The following is a 19,449-nucleotide window of genomic DNA, read 5'->3' on the forward strand; positions in this document are numbered from 1 at the left end:
CGAAAATCTCCCGCACGATCCCGACGCCCCGATGACCCCGCTCGAGCGCCGTGGCATGGCCGCGATCCTGCTCTCGGTGGCGCTCGCGACGCTCGACACCGCGATCGCCAACACCGCATTGCCCGCCATTGCCGCCGATCTGCATACGACGCCCGCCGCGTCGGTCTGGATCATCAACGCCTATCAGCTCGCGATGGTCGCGACGCTGCTTCCCCTCGCGGCGCTCGGCGGCATCCTCGGCCATCGGCGCGTGTATCTCGGCGGACTCATCGTGTTTCTCGTCGCGTCGGCGGTGTGCGCCTTCGCTTGGTCGCTGCCGACGCTCGTCGCCGCGCGCTTGCTGCAAGGCCTCGGCGCGAGCGCGATCATGAGCGTGAACGCGGCGCTCATCAGCGCCATCTTTCCACCGCATCGGCTGGGGCGCGGCGTCGGGCTGAATGCGCTCGTCGTCGGCATCGCGTTCGCAGTCGGACCGACCGTCGCGTCGATCGTGCTCTCGCTCGGCACGTGGCCGTGGCTCTTCGCGGTCAACCTGCCCGTCGGCGTGTTCGCGCTGATGATCGCGTGGCCATCGCTGCCGCAGACCAAGCGCGCCGAGCATGGCTTCGATCGTATCGCGGCCCTGCTCAATGTCGTCACGTTCGCGTCGCTGATTTTCGCGCTCGGCGAAGCGGCCCAGCGCGCACCGGCTCATACCGTGCTGACGGCGTTCGGCGTCGCGCTCGTCGCCGGCGTTCTTCTGCTGCGACGCGAACGTGGCCATCCCGCGCCGATGCTGCCCGTCGATCTTTTTCGCCGTCCGATGTTCGCGCTCTCGACGATGACCGCCATCTGCTCGTTCGCCGCGCAAGGGCTCGCGTTCGTGTCGCTGCCGTTTTTCTTCGAAAGCGTGCTGGGACGCAGCCAGGTCGAGACGGGATTTCTGATGACGCCGTGGTCCGCGCTCGTCGCATTGATGGCGCCGATCGCGGGACGCCTCTCCGATCGCCACGCGCCCGGCTTGCTGGGCGGCGTCGGGCTGGCGATTCTATGCGTCGGGATGGTGTCGCTCGCGATGTTGCCGGCGCAGCCGCATGCGCTGGAGATCTGCATCCGCATGGCGATCTGCGGTGCCGGCTTCGGGTTCTTTCAATCGCCGAATTTGAAGGCGTTCATGTCGAGCGCACCGCGCGAACGCAGCGGTGGCGCGAGCGGGACGATCGCGACATCGCGGCTGATCGGACAGGCGACGGGCGCGGCGCTCGTCGCGCTGTGCTTCAGCATCGCCGGAAAGCATGGCCCGGCGCTCGCGCTGTCGCTGGGTGCGGCGTTCGCGGGCGCGGGCAGTGTCGCGAGCGGTCTGCGCCTCGTGACGCGCGGTCCGTCGTCGGAACGAATCGTCGGAGGGCCGTCGCGCGAGGCCTGAGCGCGCTCACATCCGCCGCACTTTCACCTTGCGGCCCTTGAGCTTTCCCGCGCCCAGCTTGCGCACCGCGTCGTCCGCGACCTTTCGCTCGACGGCCACGTAGGTGACCATGTCCATCACGTTGATCTTGCCGATCTGCTTGCCGTCGAAACCCGCTTCGCCGGTGAGCGCGCCGAGCACGTCGCCGGGGCGGATCTTGTCCTTGCGGCCGCCGAGGATTTGCAGCGTCGCCATCGGCGGCTTCAGATGGCCCGGTTCCGCCGATGTCAGTTCGTCGAGCGGATGCCATTCCACTTCCGCGCGCTGCGCCTGTTCGATCGAACCTACGCGGCCCATCTCGTCCATGCTCGCGAGCGACAGCGCCCAGCCTTCCTCCTCCCCGCGTCCCGTGCGGCCGATGCGATGCACATGCACTTCCGGGTCCGGCGTCACGTCGACGTTGATCACCGCTTCCAGTTGCGCGATGTCGAGGCCGCGCGCGGCGACATCGGTCGCGACGAGCACCGAGCAACTGCGATTCGCGAACTGCACGAGCACCTGATCGCGCTCGCGTTGCTCCAGCTCGCCGTGCAGCGTCAGGGCTTCGAAGCCTTGCGCGAGCAGTACGTCGAGCAGATCGCGGCATTGCTGCTTCGTGTTGCAGAACGCGAGCGTGCTCACCGGACGATAATGATCGAGCAGCAGGCCGACCGCGTGCAGCCGCTCGTGATCCTCGACCTGATAAAAGCGCTGCTTGATCTTCGCGTTGCTGTGCTGTTCGGTGAGCTTGATCTCGCGCGGATTGCGCAGGAATTGCTGACTCAGTTTCGCGATGCCTTCGGGATACGTCGCCGAGAACAGCAAGGTCTGGCGATCCTTCGGGCACTTGCGCGCGACTGACGCGATATCGTCGAAGAAGCCCATGTCGAGCATGCGGTCGGCTTCGTCGAGGACGAGCGTGCGCACGGCGTCGAGCGCGAGCGTCGCGCGGTCGAGATGATCCATGATGCGGCCCGGCGTACCCACGACGATATGCGCGCCGTGTTCCAGGCTCGCGATCTGCGGGCGCATCGGCGTGCCGCCGCACAGCGTCAGCACTTTCACGTTCTCTTCCGCGCGCGCGAGGCGGCGGATTTCCTGCGTGACCTGATCGGCGAGTTCGCGTGTCGGGCAGAGCACGAGCGCTTGCACATCGAACTGGCTTGCGTCGAGCTTGGAAAGCAGCGGCAGCGTAAAGGCCGCCGTCTTGCCGCTGCCCGTTTTCGCCTGCGCGATGAGATCGTGGCCCGCGAGCGCCGGCGGCAGGCTCGCGGCCTGGATCGGCGTCATCGACAGATAGCCGAGTTGCTGCAGGTTCGACTGCATCGCCGGCGAGAGCGGCAGACTGCTGAAGGAAGTTTCGGTCGTCATGATTTCAGCGTGTTCCGCGCGGCGGGATTTCGGTGATCTGCTCGTACGTGGCGGTGCCGTCGTCGGCGTCGGTGCGCGAGACGTAGTTGCGCGCGCCGCACATCGGGCAGCGGAACAGCAGGCCCTGGCCCTCGTTCTTGATGACGACGTCCGATAGCGCCCACTCTGCGCCGCAGGACTGGTTTCGACAGGTAAACATGTTCGTAATTCTCTGGTTCGTGGCGCGATCGTGCGCTCAAAGGCGAAAGTGTACGCGTCTATCGTGCCGACGCGGTCCACGCAAGTCCGCAAGAAATGCTAAAGCGGGTCGTGCTACTTTTCTTTCATCGAGTTTTCTTTCCGGAGCGAACGATGAGCAGCAGGCTCTATGAGGCGCGGCTCGCGCGCGTGGTCGCACATATCCACGATCATCTCGATGATGAACTGGATCTCAATCGGCTCGCGGAGGTCGCTTGTTTGTCGCCTTATCACTGGCATCGGATCTATCACGCGTTTTATGGCGAGACGGCGGCGGCAACCGTGCGGCGGTTGCGGTTGCATCGGGCGGCCAATGAGCTGGTGCATGGCGCCGTGCCCATCGACTCTATTGCCGAGCGCGCCGGATATAGCAGCGTGCAGGCGTTTTCGCGGGCGTTTCAGGCGAGTTACCGGATGGCGCCGGGGCAGTTTCGCAACGAAGGCGGCGCTTCCATGTTTGTCCCTTTCGATGAAGTTCGATCAGGAGATACGGCGATGCATCAAGTCGATATTCGTACCCAGAATGGTTTTACCGTCGCCGCGATGGAGCATCGCGGGTCGTATATGAACATCGGGCGGGCGTTCGAAATGCTGTTTCATTGGCTCGCGACGCGCGAGTTGATCGATCCTCGCGCGCGTTCGCTCGGCATTTATTTCGATGACCCTTCCGCCGTCGCAGAAGACGATTTGCGTTCGATGGCCTGTTGTGAATTGTTCGATGCGGATGCCGTGAAGTTCGAAGCGCCGGTGTCGCGCGTGGAGGTCGCGGGCGGGGAGTTCGCGGTGCTGACGCACGTCGGGCCGTATGCGCAGCTTTGCTTCGCGTATCAGTGGCTTTATGGGGAATGGCTGCCGAAGTCGGGAAGGGAAACGGGCGAGGCGCCGGTGTTCGAGGTTTATGTCAACGATCCGAGGGAGACGGTGGCGAGTGAGTTGGTTACGGAGATCTGGATGCCTTTGAGAACGGAGGCGTGACGGCAAGCTTTGCCAAGCGATCTTTCATCCTGATCAGCGACGAAGAAAAACCCGTGTGGCTCTGCGCGCACACGGGTTTGAATGAAGCGGAGTGGGTCAAGCAGACACTCAAACGTCGATATTCCCCGCCCGCAACGCATTGCTCTCGATAAACGCTCTGCGCGGTTCGACATCATCACCCATGAGCGTCGTGAAGATGCCATCCGCCGCAATCGCGTCTTCGATCTGCACGCGCAACAGACGCCGCACATTCGGATCCATCGTCGTTTCCCAGAGCTGCTCGGGGTTCATCTCTCCGAGCCCCTTATACCGCTGCTTGCTGACATTGCGTTCCGCATCGGCGATCAGCCACTTCATCGCGGTCTTGAAATCCGTCACGGCCATCGACCGTTCGCCGCGCTTGATCAACGCGCCTTCGCCGATCAAGCCCTTGAACGTATCCGCCGTCGAGACGAGCTGCTTGTAGTCCGCCGTCAACTGGAGGTCTTCATCGAGCACGGTGACCTTCACGTTGCCATGATGACGCCGCTTGACGTGCAGCGAGCGCAACTCGCGCACCTGATCATAAGCCGCTTCGACGGTCACTTCAGGCTTCAACGGATCGGCGCGCAACCGCTCTTGCAGACGCTTCGCCGAAGCATCGGCCGCCTCCTGCGACGAAAGATCGATGACGATGCCATCCATCACCGATTCGAGCGCGGCCGCGTCGTAAATACGGCTCAAACGATCGACGACCGCCTGCGCGAGCAAATACGCACGCGCCAACTCACCCAGCGCATCGCCTGAAATGGGATCGGCGCCCTCGTTCGGAATAAGTTCGGACCCTTGCAGCGCCAGCTTCAGCATGTGCTGATTGAGCTCGTGCGCGTCCTTCATATACCGCTCGTCTTTGCCCGCCTTGATCTTGTAAAGCGGCGGCTGCGCGATATAGATAAACCCGCGCTCGACGATCTCCGGCATCTGCCGATAGAAGAACGTCAGCAGCAGCGTCCGGATGTGCGCGCCGTCGACGTCCGCATCGGTCATGATGATGATGCGGTGATAGCGCAGCTTGTCGAGGTTGTAATCATCCTTGCCGATACCGCAGCCGAGCGCCGTGACCAGCGTGACGATCTGCTCGGACGAAATCAGCTTGTCGAAGCGCGCCTTCTCGACGTTCAGCACCTTCCCGCGCAACGGCAAAATGGCCTGGAACTTGCGATCGCGCCCTTGCTTGGCCGATCCGCCCGCCGAGTCGCCCTCGACGATATAAATCTCGGACTTCGCCGGATCCTTCTCCTGGCAATCCGCGAGCTTGCCCGGCAAGCCGACGCCATCGAGGACGCCCTTTCGACGCGTCATCTCACGCGCCTTGCGCGCCGCATCGCGGGCACGCGCGGCGTCGACAATCTTGCCCGTGATGATCTTCGCGTCGCTCGGCGTCTCCTGCAGATAATCTTCGAGCGCCTTCGCCACGACTTCCTCGACCGGCGCGCGCACTTCCGACGACACCAGCTTGTCCTTCGTCTGCGAACTGAACTTCGGCTCCGGCACCTTCACCGACAGCACGCACGACAGACCCTCGCGCATATCGTCGCCGGTGGTTTCGACCTTCGCCTTCTTCGCGATCTCGTTATCGACGATGTACTTGTTGATGACGCGCGTCATCGCCGCGCGCAGACCGGTCAGGTGCGTGCCGCCATCGCGCTGCGGAATGTTGTTCGTGAAGCACAACACGCTTTCGTTGAAGCTGTCGTTCCACTGCATCGCCACTTCGACGGTCACGTTCTCGCGCTCGCCAACCGCATGGAACACGGTCGGATGCAGCACCTGCTTCGCCTTGTTGATGTACTCGACAAAGCCCTTCACGCCGCCCGCGAAAGCGAAATCGTCTTCCTTGCCGGTGCGCTGATCCGTCAAACGGATACGCACGCCGTTGTTCAGGAACGAGAGTTCGCGCATGCGCTTCGCGAGAATGTCGTAGTGAAATTCGACATTGCCGAAGATAGTGGCGTCGGCGAGGAAGTGCACTTCGGTGCCGCGATTCTCGGTATCGCCGACGACGGGCATCGGCGAATACTGCACGCCGTTCTCTTCGACGATCTCGCGGTTCTGCACGACGCCGCGCGCGAATTCCATGAAGTGTTTCTTGCCGTCGCGGCGCACCGTGAGGCGCAGCCATGCCGACAGCGCGTTCACGCACGACACGCCCACGCCGTGCAGGCCGCCGGACACCTTGTAGCTGTTCTGGTCGAACTTGCCGCCCGCGTGCAGCTCGGTCATCACGATTTCGGCGGCGCTGCGCTTCGGATCGTGCTTGTCGTCGCGCTTCAGACCAGTCGGCACGCCGCGGCCGTTGTCGGTCACGGAAATCGAGTTGTCGGCGTGAATGGTGACGTGGATGTCGTCGCAATAGCCGGCGAGCGCTTCGTCGATGGAGTTGTCCAGCACTTCGAAAACGAGGTGATGCAAACCGGTGCCATCCGACGTATCGCCGATGTACATGCCCGGGCGCTTGCGCACCGCCTCCAGACCTTCGAGGATCTGAATGGACGACGCGCCATAGCTATTGTCAGGCTTGTTGTCGGGCTGCGAATTTGTGTTTTCAGTCATGGAATTTTCCGGTTCTGCGTCACTGCCTGGGTTGCTGCTCGAACTTTTCAAATCACCTTAAAAACGCCAAAGGGGCGCGCCGCCCCTTGGAGTGTTCTCGGTATTGCGTGCGTCAGATGCGCATCGGCATCACCACGTACTTGAATTCCTCGTTCTCGGGAATCGTGATGAGCGCGCTGGAATTGGCATCGCCGAGGCTCACCTTGAGCGTGTCGACCTTCAGATTCGCGAGCACATCGAGCAGATACGTGACGTTGAATCCGATATCGACGGTATCGCCCTGATATGCGATCTCCAGCTCTTCCTGCGCCTCTTCCTGGTCGGCGTTGGTCGACATGATCTTCAACTGGCCCGGCTCGACGAGGCAACGCACGCCCTTGAATTTGTCCGAAGTCAGGATGGCCGCGCGCTGCAGCGAACGCTGCAATTCTTCACGGCCGATTTCGAACGTGTTCTTGTGCGACTTCGGAATCACGCGCTGGAAGTCGGGGAACTTGCCCTCGACGAGCTTCGACACGAGTTCCACCTGGCCGAAGCTGAACTTCACCTGCGTCGCCGCGATGTCGATGTTCAGGGAATCGTCGATGTCTTCGAGCAGACGCTGGAGCTCGAGAATCGTCTTGCGCGGGATGATCACTTCCTGGCGCGGGAACGAGCCTTCGATCTTCATCGACGAAAACGCGAGACGGTGGCCGTCGGTCGCGACCGCCATCAATTCGTCGCCATCGACCACGAGCAGCATGCCGTTCAGGTAGTAGCGAATGTCCTGCTGGGCCATCGCGAAATAGACCATGCCGAGCAACTGGCGGAACGTCTTCTGCGGAACCGAAAGGCTCGCGCCGAAGTCAGTAGCCTGGTTGACGGTGGGAAATTCGTCGGCGGCGAGCGTCTGCAGCGCGAAACGGCTTTTGCCGGAACGCACCGTGAGGCGCTTGTCGGAGAGGTCCAGCACCACTTCGCCCGAGGGCATCGCGCGCAGAATGTCGAGCAGTTTGCGCGCGGCGACCGTGGTGGCAACCTGGTCGCTGCCGACGCCGAAATCGGCGCGTGTCGTGATCTGGAGTTCGAGGTCGGTCGAGAGGAACGACACATCGGCGCCGTTCTTGGTAATCAGCAAATTCGCGAGGATCGGCAACGTATGGCGGCGTTCTACGATGCCGCTCACGGTTTGCAGCGGCCTTAGAAGATTATCTCGTTCGGTCTTGACCAGTTGCATAGAGTTCCTTCGTTGATGTGACGGCCTGTCCGCCGGTTTCGCCACCAGATTTGCCCAGCGGACAACCTCGTAACACGCGTTGCCGGCCCCCCGCCGGTCACTCGCGAAAACTTCGCTCGAAAGCCGCCCAGGCCACGGACGGCTAAACCTATATTGTGCCTCAAAACGGAACCGCCCCCTAAAATTGGGGGCGATTTCACCAAAAAACAGGCTGTCGAACGCAATAAATGACGCGTGCGTTCACGGCAAAGCGTTTGTTGGCTCGTCAGCCCTTCAGCGTCTGTTCGAGCACGTGCAGTTCGTGGTTCAACTGCGCATCGGTGCCGCGCTCGGCGCCGATCTTGCGCACCGCGTGCAGCACGGTAGTGTGATCGCGCCCGCCGAACAGTTCGCCGATCTCGGGCAGGCTTTTCTGCGTCAGCTCCTTCGCCAGATACATCGCGATCTGGCGCGGGCGCGCAATGTTGGCCGGCCTCTTTTTCGAGTACATGTCGGCGACCTTGATGTTGTAGAAATCGGCCACGGTCTTCTGGATGTTCTCCACCGAGATCTGCCGGTTCTGCACCGTCAACAGGTCTTTGAGCGCTTCCTTGGTCAGCTCGATCGTGATGTCGCGGCCATGGAACTTCGAGTACGCCAGGATCTTGCGCAGCGCGCCTTCGAGCTCACGCACGTTCGAACGCAGATGCTTCGCGACGAAGAACGCGACGTCTTCCGAGAGGCTCACGCCTTCGGACTGCGCCTTCCGCATCAGAATCGCGACGCGCATTTCCAGCTCGGGCGGCTCGATCGCGACCGTCAGGCCGGAGTCGAAACGCGAGATCAGGCGATCGTCGATGCCGGAGATTTCCTTCGGATAGGTATCGCTCGTGATGATGACCTGCGCCTTGTTGGCGACGAGCGCCTCGAACGCGTAGAAGAACTCTTCCTGTGTGCGCGACTTGCCCGAGAAGAATTGAATATCGTCGATGAGCAGCAGATCGAGCGAATGGTAGTAGCGCTTGAAGTCGTCGAACGCCTTGCGCTGGTACGCCTTCACGACATCCGATACATATTGTTCCGCGTGGATGTAGCGGATTCGCGCGCCTGCCTTGTCCATCAGCAACTGATTGCCGATGGCGTGAATCAGGTGCGTCTTGCCGAGACCCACGCCGCCATACAGGAAGAGCGGGTTGTACGAGATGCCCGGATTGTCGGCGACCTGAATGGCGGCCGCGCGCGCGAGCTGGTTCGCCTTACCGGTGACGAAGTTGTCGAACGTCAGCACCGGGTTCAGCTTGGAACGCTCGTAGGCGGAATCGGTTTCACCACCCGCCGACGGAGCGCCGCCGGGGCGCCACGTGCGTCGGCCTGCGGCGGCTTCGTTGGCGTCGAGGCTCGGGAGATCGAGATCGGCCTGGTCTTCCTGCATGGCTTGCGCCTGCTGTGCCGCTTCGGCTGCGAGCGCGTTGATGTGCGCGGTGGCGTTCGCGTGCGCGACGACGGAAGGCGCCTGCGGCACGGCCGCCGACGGCGCCGGAGCGCGCGGCGCGGCGGGCGCGCTCGCGGTCGGGCGCGGCGCGGCGCTCAGGCCGCCGCCGATCGCGTTGCGCGCGGTCGCTTTGGGATCGAGCACGAATTGAACATCGACAGGCGCGCTGAAGAAATCGCGCGCAACATCGGCGATACGGCCCGAAAACTGGCTCTTCACCCAGTCGAGCTTGAAGCGGTTGGGAGCGGCGATGCGCAGAGTGTTCGCGTCGGCATCGAAGTCGACCGGGGTCAGCGGCTTGATCCACGTGACGTACTGCTGCGGCGTGAGTTCACGCGCAAGCAGTGCGGAACAGTGTTCCCAGAAATCGTTCATCGAGTGCGGTCGTTATGGTTGCTCCGCACCTGCGGGCCGTGCTTGCCGAACGTTCGGACAAGTCCCGGCACAGCCAAGCAGGCATGCTCCGGAGGCTTACGCCGCAAGGGTTTGCGGGCGGATGGCGGGCCGAAGCAGCGGGCGGATATTTGGGAGTAAGGCGAGATTCTAACGCCAAAAGAGGGTGGCGCGCGAGTTATCCACAGGGTCAAATCAGCACGTCCAACAGGCCGGAAATCTGCCGGAATACGCGCTCGCTTGCGCTAACCTATTGACGGTCAATAGGAAAACGGTTTAAATAGCGGGTTCCGCGAAAACAGAATTCCTGAACCTCCGGCCATCGCGCTTGCAGTGACCACACTGGAGCCAAGCCCGCGCGGTCAATCAACTCAAGTGAGAGCACCATGAAACGTACTTACCAACCTTCCGTGACGCGCCGCAAGCGCACCCATGGCTTCCGCGTTCGCATGAAGACCGCTGGCGGCCGCAAGGTCATCAACGCTCGCCGCGCGAAGGGTCGCAAGCGCCTGGCCATCTAAGTCTGCCGAGTGCACGCTCGCGTTTGGATCTTGCACTCGACGGCGAGCCGCTTACGCGCCGCACAGAAGTCTTGAGACAGGACATCGTTCAGTTGCCGGCGCAGGCCACGTTCCCCAAGGCCGCAAGGCTGCTGAAAACGGATGAGTTCTCATCCGTTTTTCGTTTGCGCCCCTGGCGGCGTTCGCCGCACTTCGTTCTGTACGGCAAGCCGTCCGGGCAGGAAGCGCGGCTCGGGCTGGTGATCGGCAAAAAGCAGGCGCCGCGCGCCGTCACGCGCAATCTGATCAAACGGCTTGCGCGCGACATATTCCGGCTGCGGCGCGCGCAGTTGAACGGGTTCGATATCCTCGTGCGGCTGCACGCGAAGATCGACCGCAAGGCGATGCCGAGCGCGAGCTCTCCGCCGCTTCGGGCGCTCGTCGGCAGCGAGCTGGAAACATTGTTCGACCGTGCCGTGCGCGAAGCCGCGCGCCGCAGGGCCGAAACCGTGGCGGTGCCGCCCGAGGCGCCCGCCGTCGACGAATCACCCGGCCCGTCAGGGTCATGAAGCGCGGTTGCGCCAGACGTTTGCCTTTCACGGCGTGTCTGGCGTGCGGCGCGAAGACTATGCAAACGGCACTCATCGCGTTGTTGCGCTTCTACAAGGTTGCTGTGAGCCCGCTGCTCGGCAACCGGTGCCGTTTTTATCCTTCCTGTTCCGACTACGCGCGCGAAGCAATCCAGTATCATGGCGCCGCGCATGGCACGTATCTCGCCGTAAAGCGGCTGTGCCGCTGCCATCCCCTTTCGGCGGGCGGCGTCGATCTCGTGCCGCCTCCCCGCGGACACGTCGGCTCTGACGACGCGTCCGAATCGCGCCCGGACTCGGGGCAAGACAAGTTTTCAACACTAAACGGCGCTGAAGCGCTTTCCGATCGACACTGAGACAACGCATGGATATCAAACGCACCGTCCTATGGGTCATCTTCTTCGTGTCAGTTGTCCTGCTGTTCGACAACTGGCAACGGGACCATGGGCGCCCGTCGATGTTCTTCCCGAGCGCGACGCAACCGGCCAAGACCGCCAGCAACCCGGCACCGGGCTCGGCCGCATCCGGCGCGCAGCCGTCCGAGCTGCCGAACGCGCCCGCAGGCACGGCCGCGCCCGGCACGACGACGCCCCCCGCCACGGCGCAAGCCCAGGTAGTGAAGTTCACGACGGACGTCTACTCCGGTGAAATCGACACGCGCGGCGGCACGCTCTCGAAGCTCGCGCTGATGAAGGAAGGTGACGGCAAGCAGCCGGATCTCTACATCACGCTCTTCGATCACACCGCGAACCACACGTACCTCGCGCGCACGGGCCTCCTGGGCGGCGACTTCCCGAACCACAACGACATCTTCACGCCGGTTCCCGGCCAGACGTCGCTGACGGGCGACCAGAAGACGCTGAAGATCGCGTTCGAATCGCCGGTGAAGGGTGGCGTGAAGGTCATCAAGACCTACACGTTCACGCGTGGCAGCTACGTGATCAACGTCGACACGAAGATCGAGAACGTCGGCACCGCGCCGGTTTCGCCGAAGCTCTACATGGAGCTCGTGCGCGACAACACGCCGGTCGAGACGCCGCGCTTCTCGCACACGTTCATCGGGCCGGCGGTCTACACGGATCAGAAGCACTTCCAGAAGATCGACTTCTCCGACATCGACAAGAACAAGGCAACGTTCGAGCCTTCGTCGGATAACGGCTGGGTCGCGATGGTCCAGCACTACTTCGCGTCCGCGTGGATTCCGCAGCAAGGCGTGAAGCGCGATATCTACGTGCAGAAGATCGATCCGGACCTGTATCGCGTCGGCATGACGCTGCCCGCGCAGACCATCGCGCCGGGACAGTCCGCGAACGTCGATGCGCGTCTTTTCGCCGGTCCGGAGGAAGAGCGCATGCTCGAAGGCATCGCGCCGGGTCTGGAGCTGGTGAAGGACTACGGCATGGTGACGATCATCGCCAAGCCGCTCTTCTGGCTGCTCGAGAAGATTCACAGCTACGTCGGCAACTGGGGCTGGGCGATCGTGCTCCTGACGCTGCTCATCAAGGCCGTGTTCTTCCCGCTGTCGGCGGCGAGCTACAAGTCGATGGCGCGCATGAAGGAAATCACGCCGCGCATGCAGCAGCTTCGCGAGCGCTTCAAGAGCGATCCGCAGAAGATGAACGCCGCACTGATGGAGCTCTACAAGACCGAGAAGGTGAATCCGTTCGGCGGCTGTCTGCCGGTGGTCGTGCAGATTCCGGTGTTCATCTCGCTGTACTGGGTGCTGCTGTCGTCGGTGGAAATGCGCGGCGCGCCGTGGATTCTCTGGATTCACGATCTGTCGCAGCAAGACCCGTACTTCATCCTGCCGGTGCTGATGGCCGTCTCGATGTTCGTGCAGACCAAGCTGAACCCGACGCCGCCGGACCCCGTTCAGGCAAAGATGATGATGTTCATGCCGATCGCGTTCTCGGTCATGTTCTTCTTCTTCCCCGCCGGTCTCGTGCTGTACTACGTGGTGAACAACGTGCTGTCGATCGCGCAGCAGTACTACATCACGCGCATGATGGGCAAGAACAGGAAGAAGCCGGCGTAAGCGGCTGCTTCGCTCCCCGATGTGGAAACGCCCGGCTCGCCGGGCGTTTTGCTTTTGTGGGACAGAATTTACCGCTTCATCGAACCATAAAACTGATCGATGAGTTCTTCGAGCAAGTACCGATGATGCGGCGACAGCGCCTCGATCTTCGTCGCCAGCTCGAGCGTCTCCTCGGACGCGGGATACCGCTCGTCGCGCGCGAGCGGCTTCGGCGTCACTTGCGGGTTGCCGCTTGGCGGCGGCCCGTAATGCAGCCAGTGCTGATCGACCTTGAACCAATCGGCGAGCGTCTCCAGCTTGTCGACCGTTGGAATCGAGCGGCCGGTGAGCCACTTGTGCGCCGTCTGTGGCGAAACCGATTCGCCTTGATAGCGCAGGTTGAAATGCAATGCGAGGTCAGTCGCGCCGCGCATCCTTTCGGGTGCACGGGTCATCGAGAATTTAAGCCGCTCGGAGAAATCGGCCTTTTCTTGTGGTGTGGGCATGGGCTGGATTGTGCGAGGCAATCGCTGCTTACCAGTCAACCAATTGCGCTACATTTGTCGCGGCTTCGCACATTTTTATCTTGAATAAGCACTCGATTTGATTGCCGCTTGGCAGCGCATTTCCGACACGATGCGAGTCACCGCGTACCTTGGCGATTCCAGTGGTGCACAGTTTCCGTTTTGACTTCAGTGTAATTTTTTATCTCAAAAAAGCTAACGCTCGCGCTGTCGCAGCGCTAGCGCGAGGCGGCCCGCTCCGCACCCCGCGATACAATGCCCGCACTCCGAAACCATCCGAATACATCGCCGACATGCTGAGCAACGACACCGATCCGATCGTCGCAATCGCCACCGCGCCCGGGCGTGGCGGAATCGGCGTCGTGCGTCTGTCGTTCGGCCGTGCAGCCGAAGCCGCCGCGCAAAAAGCGATGCACGCGTTGTGCGGTCAGGCGCTGGCGCCGCGTCACGCGAGCTACGTGCCGTTCATCGACGGTAACGGCGAGGCACTCGATCGCGGCATTGCGCTCTATTTCCCTGCGCCGCATTCGTACACGGGCGAGCACGTGCTGGAGCTGCAAGGCCACGGCGGCCCGATCGTGCTGCAACTGGTGCTGCAACGAGCGATCGAAGCCGGTCGCGATTTCGGCCTGCGACTCGCAGAGCCCGGCGAATTCACGCGGCGCGCTTTTCTCAACGACAAGCTCGATCTGGCGCAGGCAGAAGCTGTCGCCGATCTGATCGAAGCCAGCACGGAAGCCGCCGCGCGCTCGGCTGGCCGTTCGCTGGATGGCGCGTTCTCGCGCGAGATTCATGCGCTCGTAGAAGACGTGATCACGCTGCGCATGCTCGTCGAAGCGACGCTGGATTTTCCCGAGGAAGAGATCGACTTCCTGGAAGCGGCCGATGCGCGGGGCAAACTCACGCGGATTCGGACGCGCCTGGACACCGTGCTCGCCGATGCGCGTCAAGGCGCGCTTTTACGCGAAGGCTTGTCGGTCGTGCTCGCGGGACAGCCGAACGTGGGCAAGTCGTCGCTGCTCAATGCGCTCGCGGGCGCGGAGCTCGCGATCGTCACACCTATCGCCGGCACCACGCGCGACAAGGTCGCGCAAACGATTCAGGTCGAAGGCATCCCGCTGCACATCATCGATACGGCCGGTCTGCGCGAAACGCAGGACGAAGTGGAGCGAATCGGCATCGAACGCACGTGGGGGGAAATCGAGCGCGCCGATGTCGTGTTGCATCTGCTGGACGCGCGCGAGGGCACGACGCCGGAGGACCGGGCCATCGCGGCGCGCTTTCCGGCGGGCGTGCCTGTCGTGCGGGTGATGAACAAAACGGATCTCGCGGGCACGCCGCCCTCGGCCCACGACGCTGAAGGACACGCGCGCGAGGTCAACCTATCGGCGAAAACCGGCGACGGCATTTCGCTGCTGCGCGATGTGCTGCTGAAAATCGCTGGCTGGCAGGCGGGCGCGGAAAGCGTGTATCTCGCGCGCGAACGTCACTTGATCGCCTTGCGCGAGGCCCGCGACCATCTCGCACTCGCCGCCGAACATGCCGAACTGAATTCGCAGGTGCTCGATCTGTTTGCAGAAGAGTTGCGGCTCGCGCAGGACGATCTCAATTCGATTACGGGAGAATTCACGTCTGACGACCTGCTCGGCGTGATCTTCAGCCGCTTCTGCATCGGAAAATAACGTAGACGGACTAGGCGCCCTCGGGTTTGCCGATTTCACGCAATTCCGCGTTGAGTTTCTCTGCCTCGTCCGGCCGCCCGTGAAACGCCGCCGGCGTGTTCTGAAACATCTCGATCCGATACACGCCATCGCAGAGCGACAGGACCACCGTCTGAATCGCGCTCAGACTCGGTTCGAGTTCCGTCGCGCCGCGCGGCCACATCCCCGCGACGGCGCGCAACAGCAACGTCTGCCCGTTCGCCATGCGTCTCACCTCACGCACCTTCGCGACGAAACGCGGTGTCGGATGCTGGGCGAAGATCGGCCGAAGATGCGTCTCGATGGCGGCACGCCCATCGATCGCGCTGCCGTCGAAGCCGACCAGGCTGCCGCGCTCGGTGAAACGCGCTGCCATCGCGGCGGCGTCCTGCCTGTTCCAGTCGTGGAGCAGGCCGGCATACACGCGCCGTGCGCTTGCGGTCCAATCGTCGGGCTGGCTCATGTCGCCTTCTTCCACGCCGCTGCGAAAACACCCGCGCCCATCAGCAGCGCGCCGCCCGTGCGGTTCACCGCGCGCTGCACGGAAGGCTTGCGAATCGCCTTGCGCGCGCCCGACGCGAGCAGCGCGTAAGCGAACGCGTTGGCCGCCGCGAGCCCGACGAAGGTCGCTTCGAGAATCGCGATCTGCGAGACGCTCGCCGTGTGCGCATCGACGAATTGCGGTACGAACGCGACGAAGAAAATGATGCTCTTCGGATTCAGCGTCGTGACAGCGTAGGCGTGCGCCATGATGCGGCTCGTGCGCAGTTCGCCGGTGGGCTGCACGGCGTCCGTATCGACGACCGGCGCGCTCCACAACTTGATGCCGAGGTAGACGAGATACGCCGCGCCGATCCACTTCACCACCATGAACAGTTCAGCGGATGCCGCCAGCAGCACGCCGAGGCCGAGCATCGACGCGGTCATCGCGGTAAGGTCGCCGAGCGCGACACCGATGGTCGTCGCGAATGCATATTTGCGACCGTGGCCGAGCGCGTAGGACACAACGAGCAGCACGGTCGGGCCTGGAATCGCGACGAGAATCGCCGACGCGATCGCAAACGGCAGCCATTGAGCAAGGGTCACGCGTGTTCTCCTGAGTTGGATGGGTGGATTTATCCATGAACGTGGAGCACTTGCAATAGGCCGTTCAGTCAGCTTGACGCCACGGCGCCTCCGCTCGCGAACTGTTGGATGCACCTCGATATCGCCTAATGCGGTGCACCAAAACGCAGGCGAGGCAAATTGCCGCACTTTCGCTCGCATATACGCGGCCTTTCGTTCTGCTCTAAGCGGCATTTCGATGATTTTCAATTAATCCGCTGTTTGTCAGATTCGCTTAAAAACCCTGCGACAGTCTGTCGTGTTGCGATCGCACACAACATATGCTTGCAAGTTTGCCTTACTCATCTAGCATGAGTCTTGCGGTCTTCCGCTTTTAAATACATAGCTAATTTCGAAACGGCTTCGTTTGGGAGGCTATACATGCAGAAACGCGTCGGCACTCTTTTCGCGATGATGGGTTTGTGTGCAGTCGTTTCCACGGCGCAGGCCCAGGACAGCGTCATTCAGGCTCAGCAGACATTCACTTTCAGGCCTAATTCGTATGGCTGCTTGTCCAAGGACAAGTTCGATTCGGCCGATCAGCACGCGAAAGCCGGCGAGCATCAACAGATGCAGCAGTTTTTCGAAGGCTTCGAATGCATTTCGACTCCAGTCGATTCGCATTTTCGCGTGATTCGCGTGGTGGGCCATGACGTCGAATTCGTCAACGCCGCCAATAGCGACACGCAAGGCATGTGGACCGCGGATCGATTCATCGACCAATAAGCGGTTTTCGCGTTTAATTCATTTCCGCAGTCCGGCGCGATTCTCTGAATCGTGCCGGCGTTTCGATTTATCGGCGAATTAATCGTCGGGATGAATCGGATGCGGTCTTCTCCCCGCGCTTTCGAGCGCGCGTCTCTCGCTGCCTTCCACATTTCCGCCGATTCGCCGCACAATGTCGGTTTCGCGCGCAATAGACCGCCGCGCCTCGACATTCCTTCTCCGCCGGCCAACGAACCGGCGCATCACGCTGAATGGCTCTCAAATCCACCATCTACAAGGCTGACCTTCAGGTTGCCGACATGGACCGCCACTACTACGGCGATCATTCCCTGACCATTGCACGCCATCCGTCGGAGACCGACGACCGCATGATGGTTCGTGTTGCCGCGTTCGGGCTGTTCGCCGACGAGCGACTTGAATTCTGCAAGGGCCTTTCCGATACCGACGAGCCCGATCTGTGGCAGAAAGATCTCACCGGCCAGATTCAGACCTGGATCGAAGTCGGTCAGCCTGACGAGCGACGCATCTCGAAAGCGAGCGGGCGCTCGGATCGCGTGATCGTCATCGCCTACGCCGGCAGGACCGCGGACATCTGGTGGAACGGCGTGAAGGGCAAGGTCGAGCGACTGCAGAACGTGACTGTTTGGTCGCTCGCCGAGGGCGTCGCCGAAGCGCTTGGCAAGCTGGCCGCACGGACGATGCGTTTGCAGTTAATGGTGCAGGACGCCGACGTGTCGCTGAGCAGCGAGACCGTCGATGCCGTCGCGATTCGCTGGAACGTGCTCAAGGCAGGGGCGGCTTGATGGCCGGCGTTCAGGCGTCGGGCGGCCCTTTGAGTTCGACCATGTTGCCCTCGGGATCGAACAGATAGAGGGACGGCCCGAAGCCTTCAGCGCCGTAGCGCCGCGCCCCATCGCCGATGCGCGCGCCGTGCTTTTCCAGATGCGCGCGCAGCGCATCTGCATCGAACGGCTCGACGCGCACACAAAGGTGATCCATGTTGCGGCCCGCGCCGGGCTGGCCGCTCTCGGGCCGATCGATCTTCGCGCCGACCGCCAGCAAGTCGATCAGCGAACGGCCTGCGCGCATCTGCACGAGGCCGAGTTCGCGCTGTTCTTTCTCGACTGGACAGCCCAACACGGTGTTATAGAAGTTCACCATGTTGTCGAGATCGGCGCAGCGGATCACGACGTGATCGATTTCGCGGATGTGGATATGCATGGCGCTCTCTCACGGTCGATGTGAGATTCAGTTTAGCGCGATGGGGTGAAGAGGCAGGCGGGCGGGGGAATGAAAAAGGGCTTGGCGTTTAAGCCAAGCCCTTTGAATTCGTGGTGGAGAGGAGGAGGATCGAACTCCCGACCTTCGCATTGCGAACGCGACGCTCTCCCAGCTGAGCTACCCCCCCAACGAACCAAAATTGTATCACAGCGAAATCGCCTGCAGGCAAGCCTCCCGACGATTCGCCGCAGCACTACTTCAACGGCGCCCCCGCCAAAATCCACGCGACGACGACCTTGATATCCGCATCGTTCATCCTGGGATGTGACGGCATCGGAATGGAACCCCACACGCCCGCGCCACCGTTCTTCACCTTCTTTTCAAGCTTCGCGCTCGCTTGCGGATCGCCCTTGTACTTCTCGGCGACCTGCTGAAACGACGGTCCCACGAGCTTGCGATCGATCGCGTGACAGCCCATGCACGCATTGCTTCGCGCGATCGCCATCGCATTCGCGGATGACACGGCCTGCTCTGCCGCGACAACACCGAAAGACGCGGCGATCAACGCCACGCCGCAAATCAAACGCGCCATGCTCATTTCGTCGCGGGAACCGGATTGGGATTGCCCGGATGCACATCCGAGTTCTTCACGGGTGCGGGCGACTGCGAATCGAGCGGACGCGACGTCACGCCCGAATCAGGCACCGTGCCGACCGTCGCATCAGCAGGCGCGGGCGGATTCGACGCGGAGACCGCGCTCGCATCGGATGCGGCCGCCGCTTCCAGCGCCTGCGCTTCTTCAGGCTTGATGTACTGGTACACCTTCACGACCTGCTCCACGCCCGGCACGCGCGCGGCGACATCCGCGCCATGCGCGCCTTCGTCCGTCGTGACGAGTCCCATCAGATAGACGACGCTGCGCTCGCACACCACCTTGTAGTAGTTCGCACGCAAGTCCTTCTCGCCGACCATCGCGGTCTTCACGCGAGTCTCGAGATAGGAGTCGTTCGCGCGCGAGGAGATCGAACTCGCGCCCTGAATCGACAGTTCGTTGACGATGCTGCCCACGTTGTTGATGTCGCGTACGACGGCCTCGGCCTTCTGCTTCGACGCCTCATCAGGCACCTCGCCAGTCAGCAGCACGCGCCGGTTGAACACGGTCACGTTGACATGCGCCGTATCGGGCAGGTTCTCGTTGATCCGCGAAAGCGCCTTCACCTGAATCTCGCGGTCTTCGGTCTGCGCACCGAGCGTGCGGCGATCCGTGGCGATCAACGTGCCGCCCGCCGCCGCGCCGACGACCGCGAGGGCGCAGCCCTGCAACGTCAATGCGACTCCGGACAACATGCTCACCACGAGCGTGGCCTGGGCCAGCGTCGCCTTGACGCGTGT

General features: G+C 62.4%; 20 protein-coding genes and 1 tRNA gene. 9 read left to right on the forward strand and 12 right to left on the reverse strand.

What is annotated here, in order from left to right:
- The first annotated feature begins 31 nt into the window (after positions 1-31).
- Positions 32-1,405, forward strand: coding sequence for an MFS transporter (locus tag ACEN42_RS00255; protein ID WP_371881136.1), 1,374 nt, complete (start codon positions 32-34; stop codon positions 1,403-1,405).
- Between the two features lie 6 nt (positions 1,406-1,411).
- Here ACEN42_RS00255 and dbpA read toward each other — a convergent pair whose 3' ends face one another.
- Positions 1,412-2,794, reverse strand: a complete 1,383-nt coding sequence (dbpA, locus tag ACEN42_RS00260) for an ATP-dependent RNA helicase DbpA (RefSeq protein WP_371880388.1) — start codon at positions 2,792-2,794, stop codon at positions 1,412-1,414.
- Positions 2,795-2,798: 4 nt separating this feature from the next.
- Positions 2,799-2,993, reverse strand: a complete 195-nt coding sequence (locus ACEN42_RS00265; protein ID WP_187608195.1) for a hypothetical protein — start codon at positions 2,991-2,993, stop codon at positions 2,799-2,801.
- A 152-nt stretch (positions 2,994-3,145) separates the two neighbouring features.
- Between ACEN42_RS00265 and ACEN42_RS00270 the strand changes: the two genes are divergently transcribed.
- Positions 3,146-4,006, forward strand: a complete 861-nt coding sequence (locus tag ACEN42_RS00270) for a GyrI-like domain-containing protein (protein ID WP_371880389.1) — start codon at positions 3,146-3,148, stop codon at positions 4,004-4,006.
- Between the two features lie 108 nt (positions 4,007-4,114).
- Here ACEN42_RS00270 and gyrB read toward each other — a convergent pair whose 3' ends face one another.
- From gyrB to dnaA, 3 genes are all read right to left on the reverse strand, one after another.
- Positions 4,115-6,598, reverse strand: a complete 2,484-nt coding sequence (gene gyrB / locus ACEN42_RS00275) for a DNA topoisomerase (ATP-hydrolyzing) subunit B (RefSeq protein ID WP_238209443.1) — start codon at positions 6,596-6,598, stop codon at positions 4,115-4,117.
- A 112-nt stretch (positions 6,599-6,710) separates the two neighbouring features.
- Complete coding sequence (dnaN, locus tag ACEN42_RS00280; protein WP_035508739.1) at positions 6,711-7,814, reverse strand: DNA polymerase III subunit beta; 1,104 nt, start codon at positions 7,812-7,814, stop codon at positions 6,711-6,713.
- Positions 7,815-8,079: 265 nt separating this feature from the next.
- Positions 8,080-9,660, reverse strand: coding sequence for a chromosomal replication initiator protein DnaA (gene dnaA / locus ACEN42_RS00285; RefSeq protein WP_371880390.1), 1,581 nt, complete (start codon positions 9,658-9,660; stop codon positions 8,080-8,082).
- A 404-nt stretch (positions 9,661-10,064) separates the two neighbouring features.
- Between dnaA and rpmH the strand changes: the two genes are divergently transcribed.
- The 4 genes from rpmH to yidC are packed head-to-tail and all read left to right on the forward strand — an operon-like array spanning position 10,065 to position 12,803.
- On the forward strand, positions 10,065-10,199 hold the full coding sequence (rpmH, locus tag ACEN42_RS00290) for a 50S ribosomal protein L34 (RefSeq protein WP_004198824.1): 135 nt from the start codon (positions 10,065-10,067) through the stop codon (positions 10,197-10,199).
- Between the two features lie 23 nt (positions 10,200-10,222).
- Complete coding sequence (gene rnpA, locus ACEN42_RS00295; protein ID WP_187608190.1) at positions 10,223-10,747, forward strand: ribonuclease P protein component; 525 nt, start codon at positions 10,223-10,225, stop codon at positions 10,745-10,747.
- A gap of 59 nt (positions 10,748-10,806) precedes the next feature.
- Entirely contained in the window at positions 10,807-11,124 is a 318-nt protein-coding gene (yidD, locus tag ACEN42_RS00300) for a membrane protein insertion efficiency factor YidD (protein WP_371880391.1), read from the forward strand.
- Between the two features lie 8 nt (positions 11,125-11,132).
- Positions 11,133-12,803 carry a membrane protein insertase YidC gene (yidC, locus tag ACEN42_RS00305; RefSeq protein ID WP_187608188.1) on the forward strand — a complete coding sequence of 557 codons (1,671 nt, stop codon included), beginning with the start codon at positions 11,133-11,135 and terminating at the stop codon, positions 12,801-12,803.
- A 68-nt stretch (positions 12,804-12,871) separates the two neighbouring features.
- Here yidC and ACEN42_RS00310 read toward each other — a convergent pair whose 3' ends face one another.
- Positions 12,872-13,288, reverse strand: a complete 417-nt coding sequence (locus tag ACEN42_RS00310) for a transcriptional regulator (protein WP_187608187.1) — start codon at positions 13,286-13,288, stop codon at positions 12,872-12,874.
- A 311-nt stretch (positions 13,289-13,599) separates the two neighbouring features.
- On the opposite strand from ACEN42_RS00310, the gene mnmE reads away from it, so the two are divergent.
- Positions 13,600-14,988 (forward strand): tRNA uridine-5-carboxymethylaminomethyl(34) synthesis GTPase MnmE, encoded by a 1,389-nt coding sequence (mnmE, locus tag ACEN42_RS00315; protein ID WP_371880392.1) that lies wholly within the window; start codon positions 13,600-13,602, stop codon positions 14,986-14,988.
- A gap of 10 nt (positions 14,989-14,998) precedes the next feature.
- Here the strand turns inward: mnmE and ACEN42_RS00320 are convergent, their stop codons facing one another.
- Complete coding sequence (locus ACEN42_RS00320) at positions 14,999-15,469, reverse strand: SgcJ/EcaC family oxidoreductase (RefSeq protein ID WP_371880393.1); 471 nt, start codon at positions 15,467-15,469, stop codon at positions 14,999-15,001.
- Positions 15,466-16,092, reverse strand: coding sequence for a LysE family translocator (locus ACEN42_RS00325; protein WP_187608184.1), 627 nt, complete (start codon positions 16,090-16,092; stop codon positions 15,466-15,468). Before ACEN42_RS00325 ends, ACEN42_RS00320 begins: the two co-directional genes overlap by 4 nt.
- Before the next feature lie 399 nt (positions 16,093-16,491).
- Between ACEN42_RS00325 and sap1 the strand changes: the two genes are divergently transcribed.
- Together sap1 and ACEN42_RS00335 are read left to right on the forward strand one after the other, a co-directional pair.
- Positions 16,492-16,836 (forward strand): surface attachment protein Sap1, encoded by a 345-nt coding sequence (gene sap1, locus ACEN42_RS00330; RefSeq protein WP_371880394.1) that lies wholly within the window; start codon positions 16,492-16,494, stop codon positions 16,834-16,836.
- 251 nt (positions 16,837-17,087) lie between these two features.
- The gene (locus ACEN42_RS00335; protein WP_238209434.1) at positions 17,088-17,639 is read left to right on the forward strand and encodes a YaeQ family protein; all 552 of its coding nucleotides are present in this window, start codon (positions 17,088-17,090) and stop codon (positions 17,637-17,639) included.
- 10 nt (positions 17,640-17,649) lie between these two features.
- On the opposite strand, the gene ACEN42_RS00340 is transcribed toward ACEN42_RS00335, so the two are convergent.
- The 4 genes from ACEN42_RS00340 to ACEN42_RS00355 form a co-directional block, all read right to left on the reverse strand.
- Positions 17,650-18,057: a VOC family protein gene (locus tag ACEN42_RS00340; RefSeq protein ID WP_371880395.1), complete on the reverse strand. Its 408-nt coding sequence runs from the start codon at positions 18,055-18,057 to the stop codon at positions 17,650-17,652.
- 111 nt (positions 18,058-18,168) lie between these two features.
- Positions 18,169-18,244 (reverse strand) — tRNA-Ala (locus ACEN42_RS00345).
- Positions 18,245-18,310: 66 nt separating this feature from the next.
- Entirely contained in the window at positions 18,311-18,655 is a 345-nt protein-coding gene (locus ACEN42_RS00350; RefSeq protein WP_371880396.1) for a c-type cytochrome, read from the reverse strand.
- Positions 18,652-19,404: a BON domain-containing protein gene (locus tag ACEN42_RS00355; protein ID WP_238286214.1), complete on the reverse strand. Its 753-nt coding sequence runs from the start codon at positions 19,402-19,404 to the stop codon at positions 18,652-18,654. Before ACEN42_RS00355 ends, ACEN42_RS00350 begins: the two co-directional genes overlap by 4 nt.
- Positions 19,405-19,449 lie beyond the last annotated feature (45 nt).

The sequence above is a fragment of the Caballeronia sp. S22 genome (genome assembly GCF_964261745.1).
In the GTDB taxonomy this organism is placed as follows: Bacteria; Pseudomonadota; Gammaproteobacteria; order Burkholderiales; family Burkholderiaceae; genus Caballeronia; species Caballeronia jiangsuensis.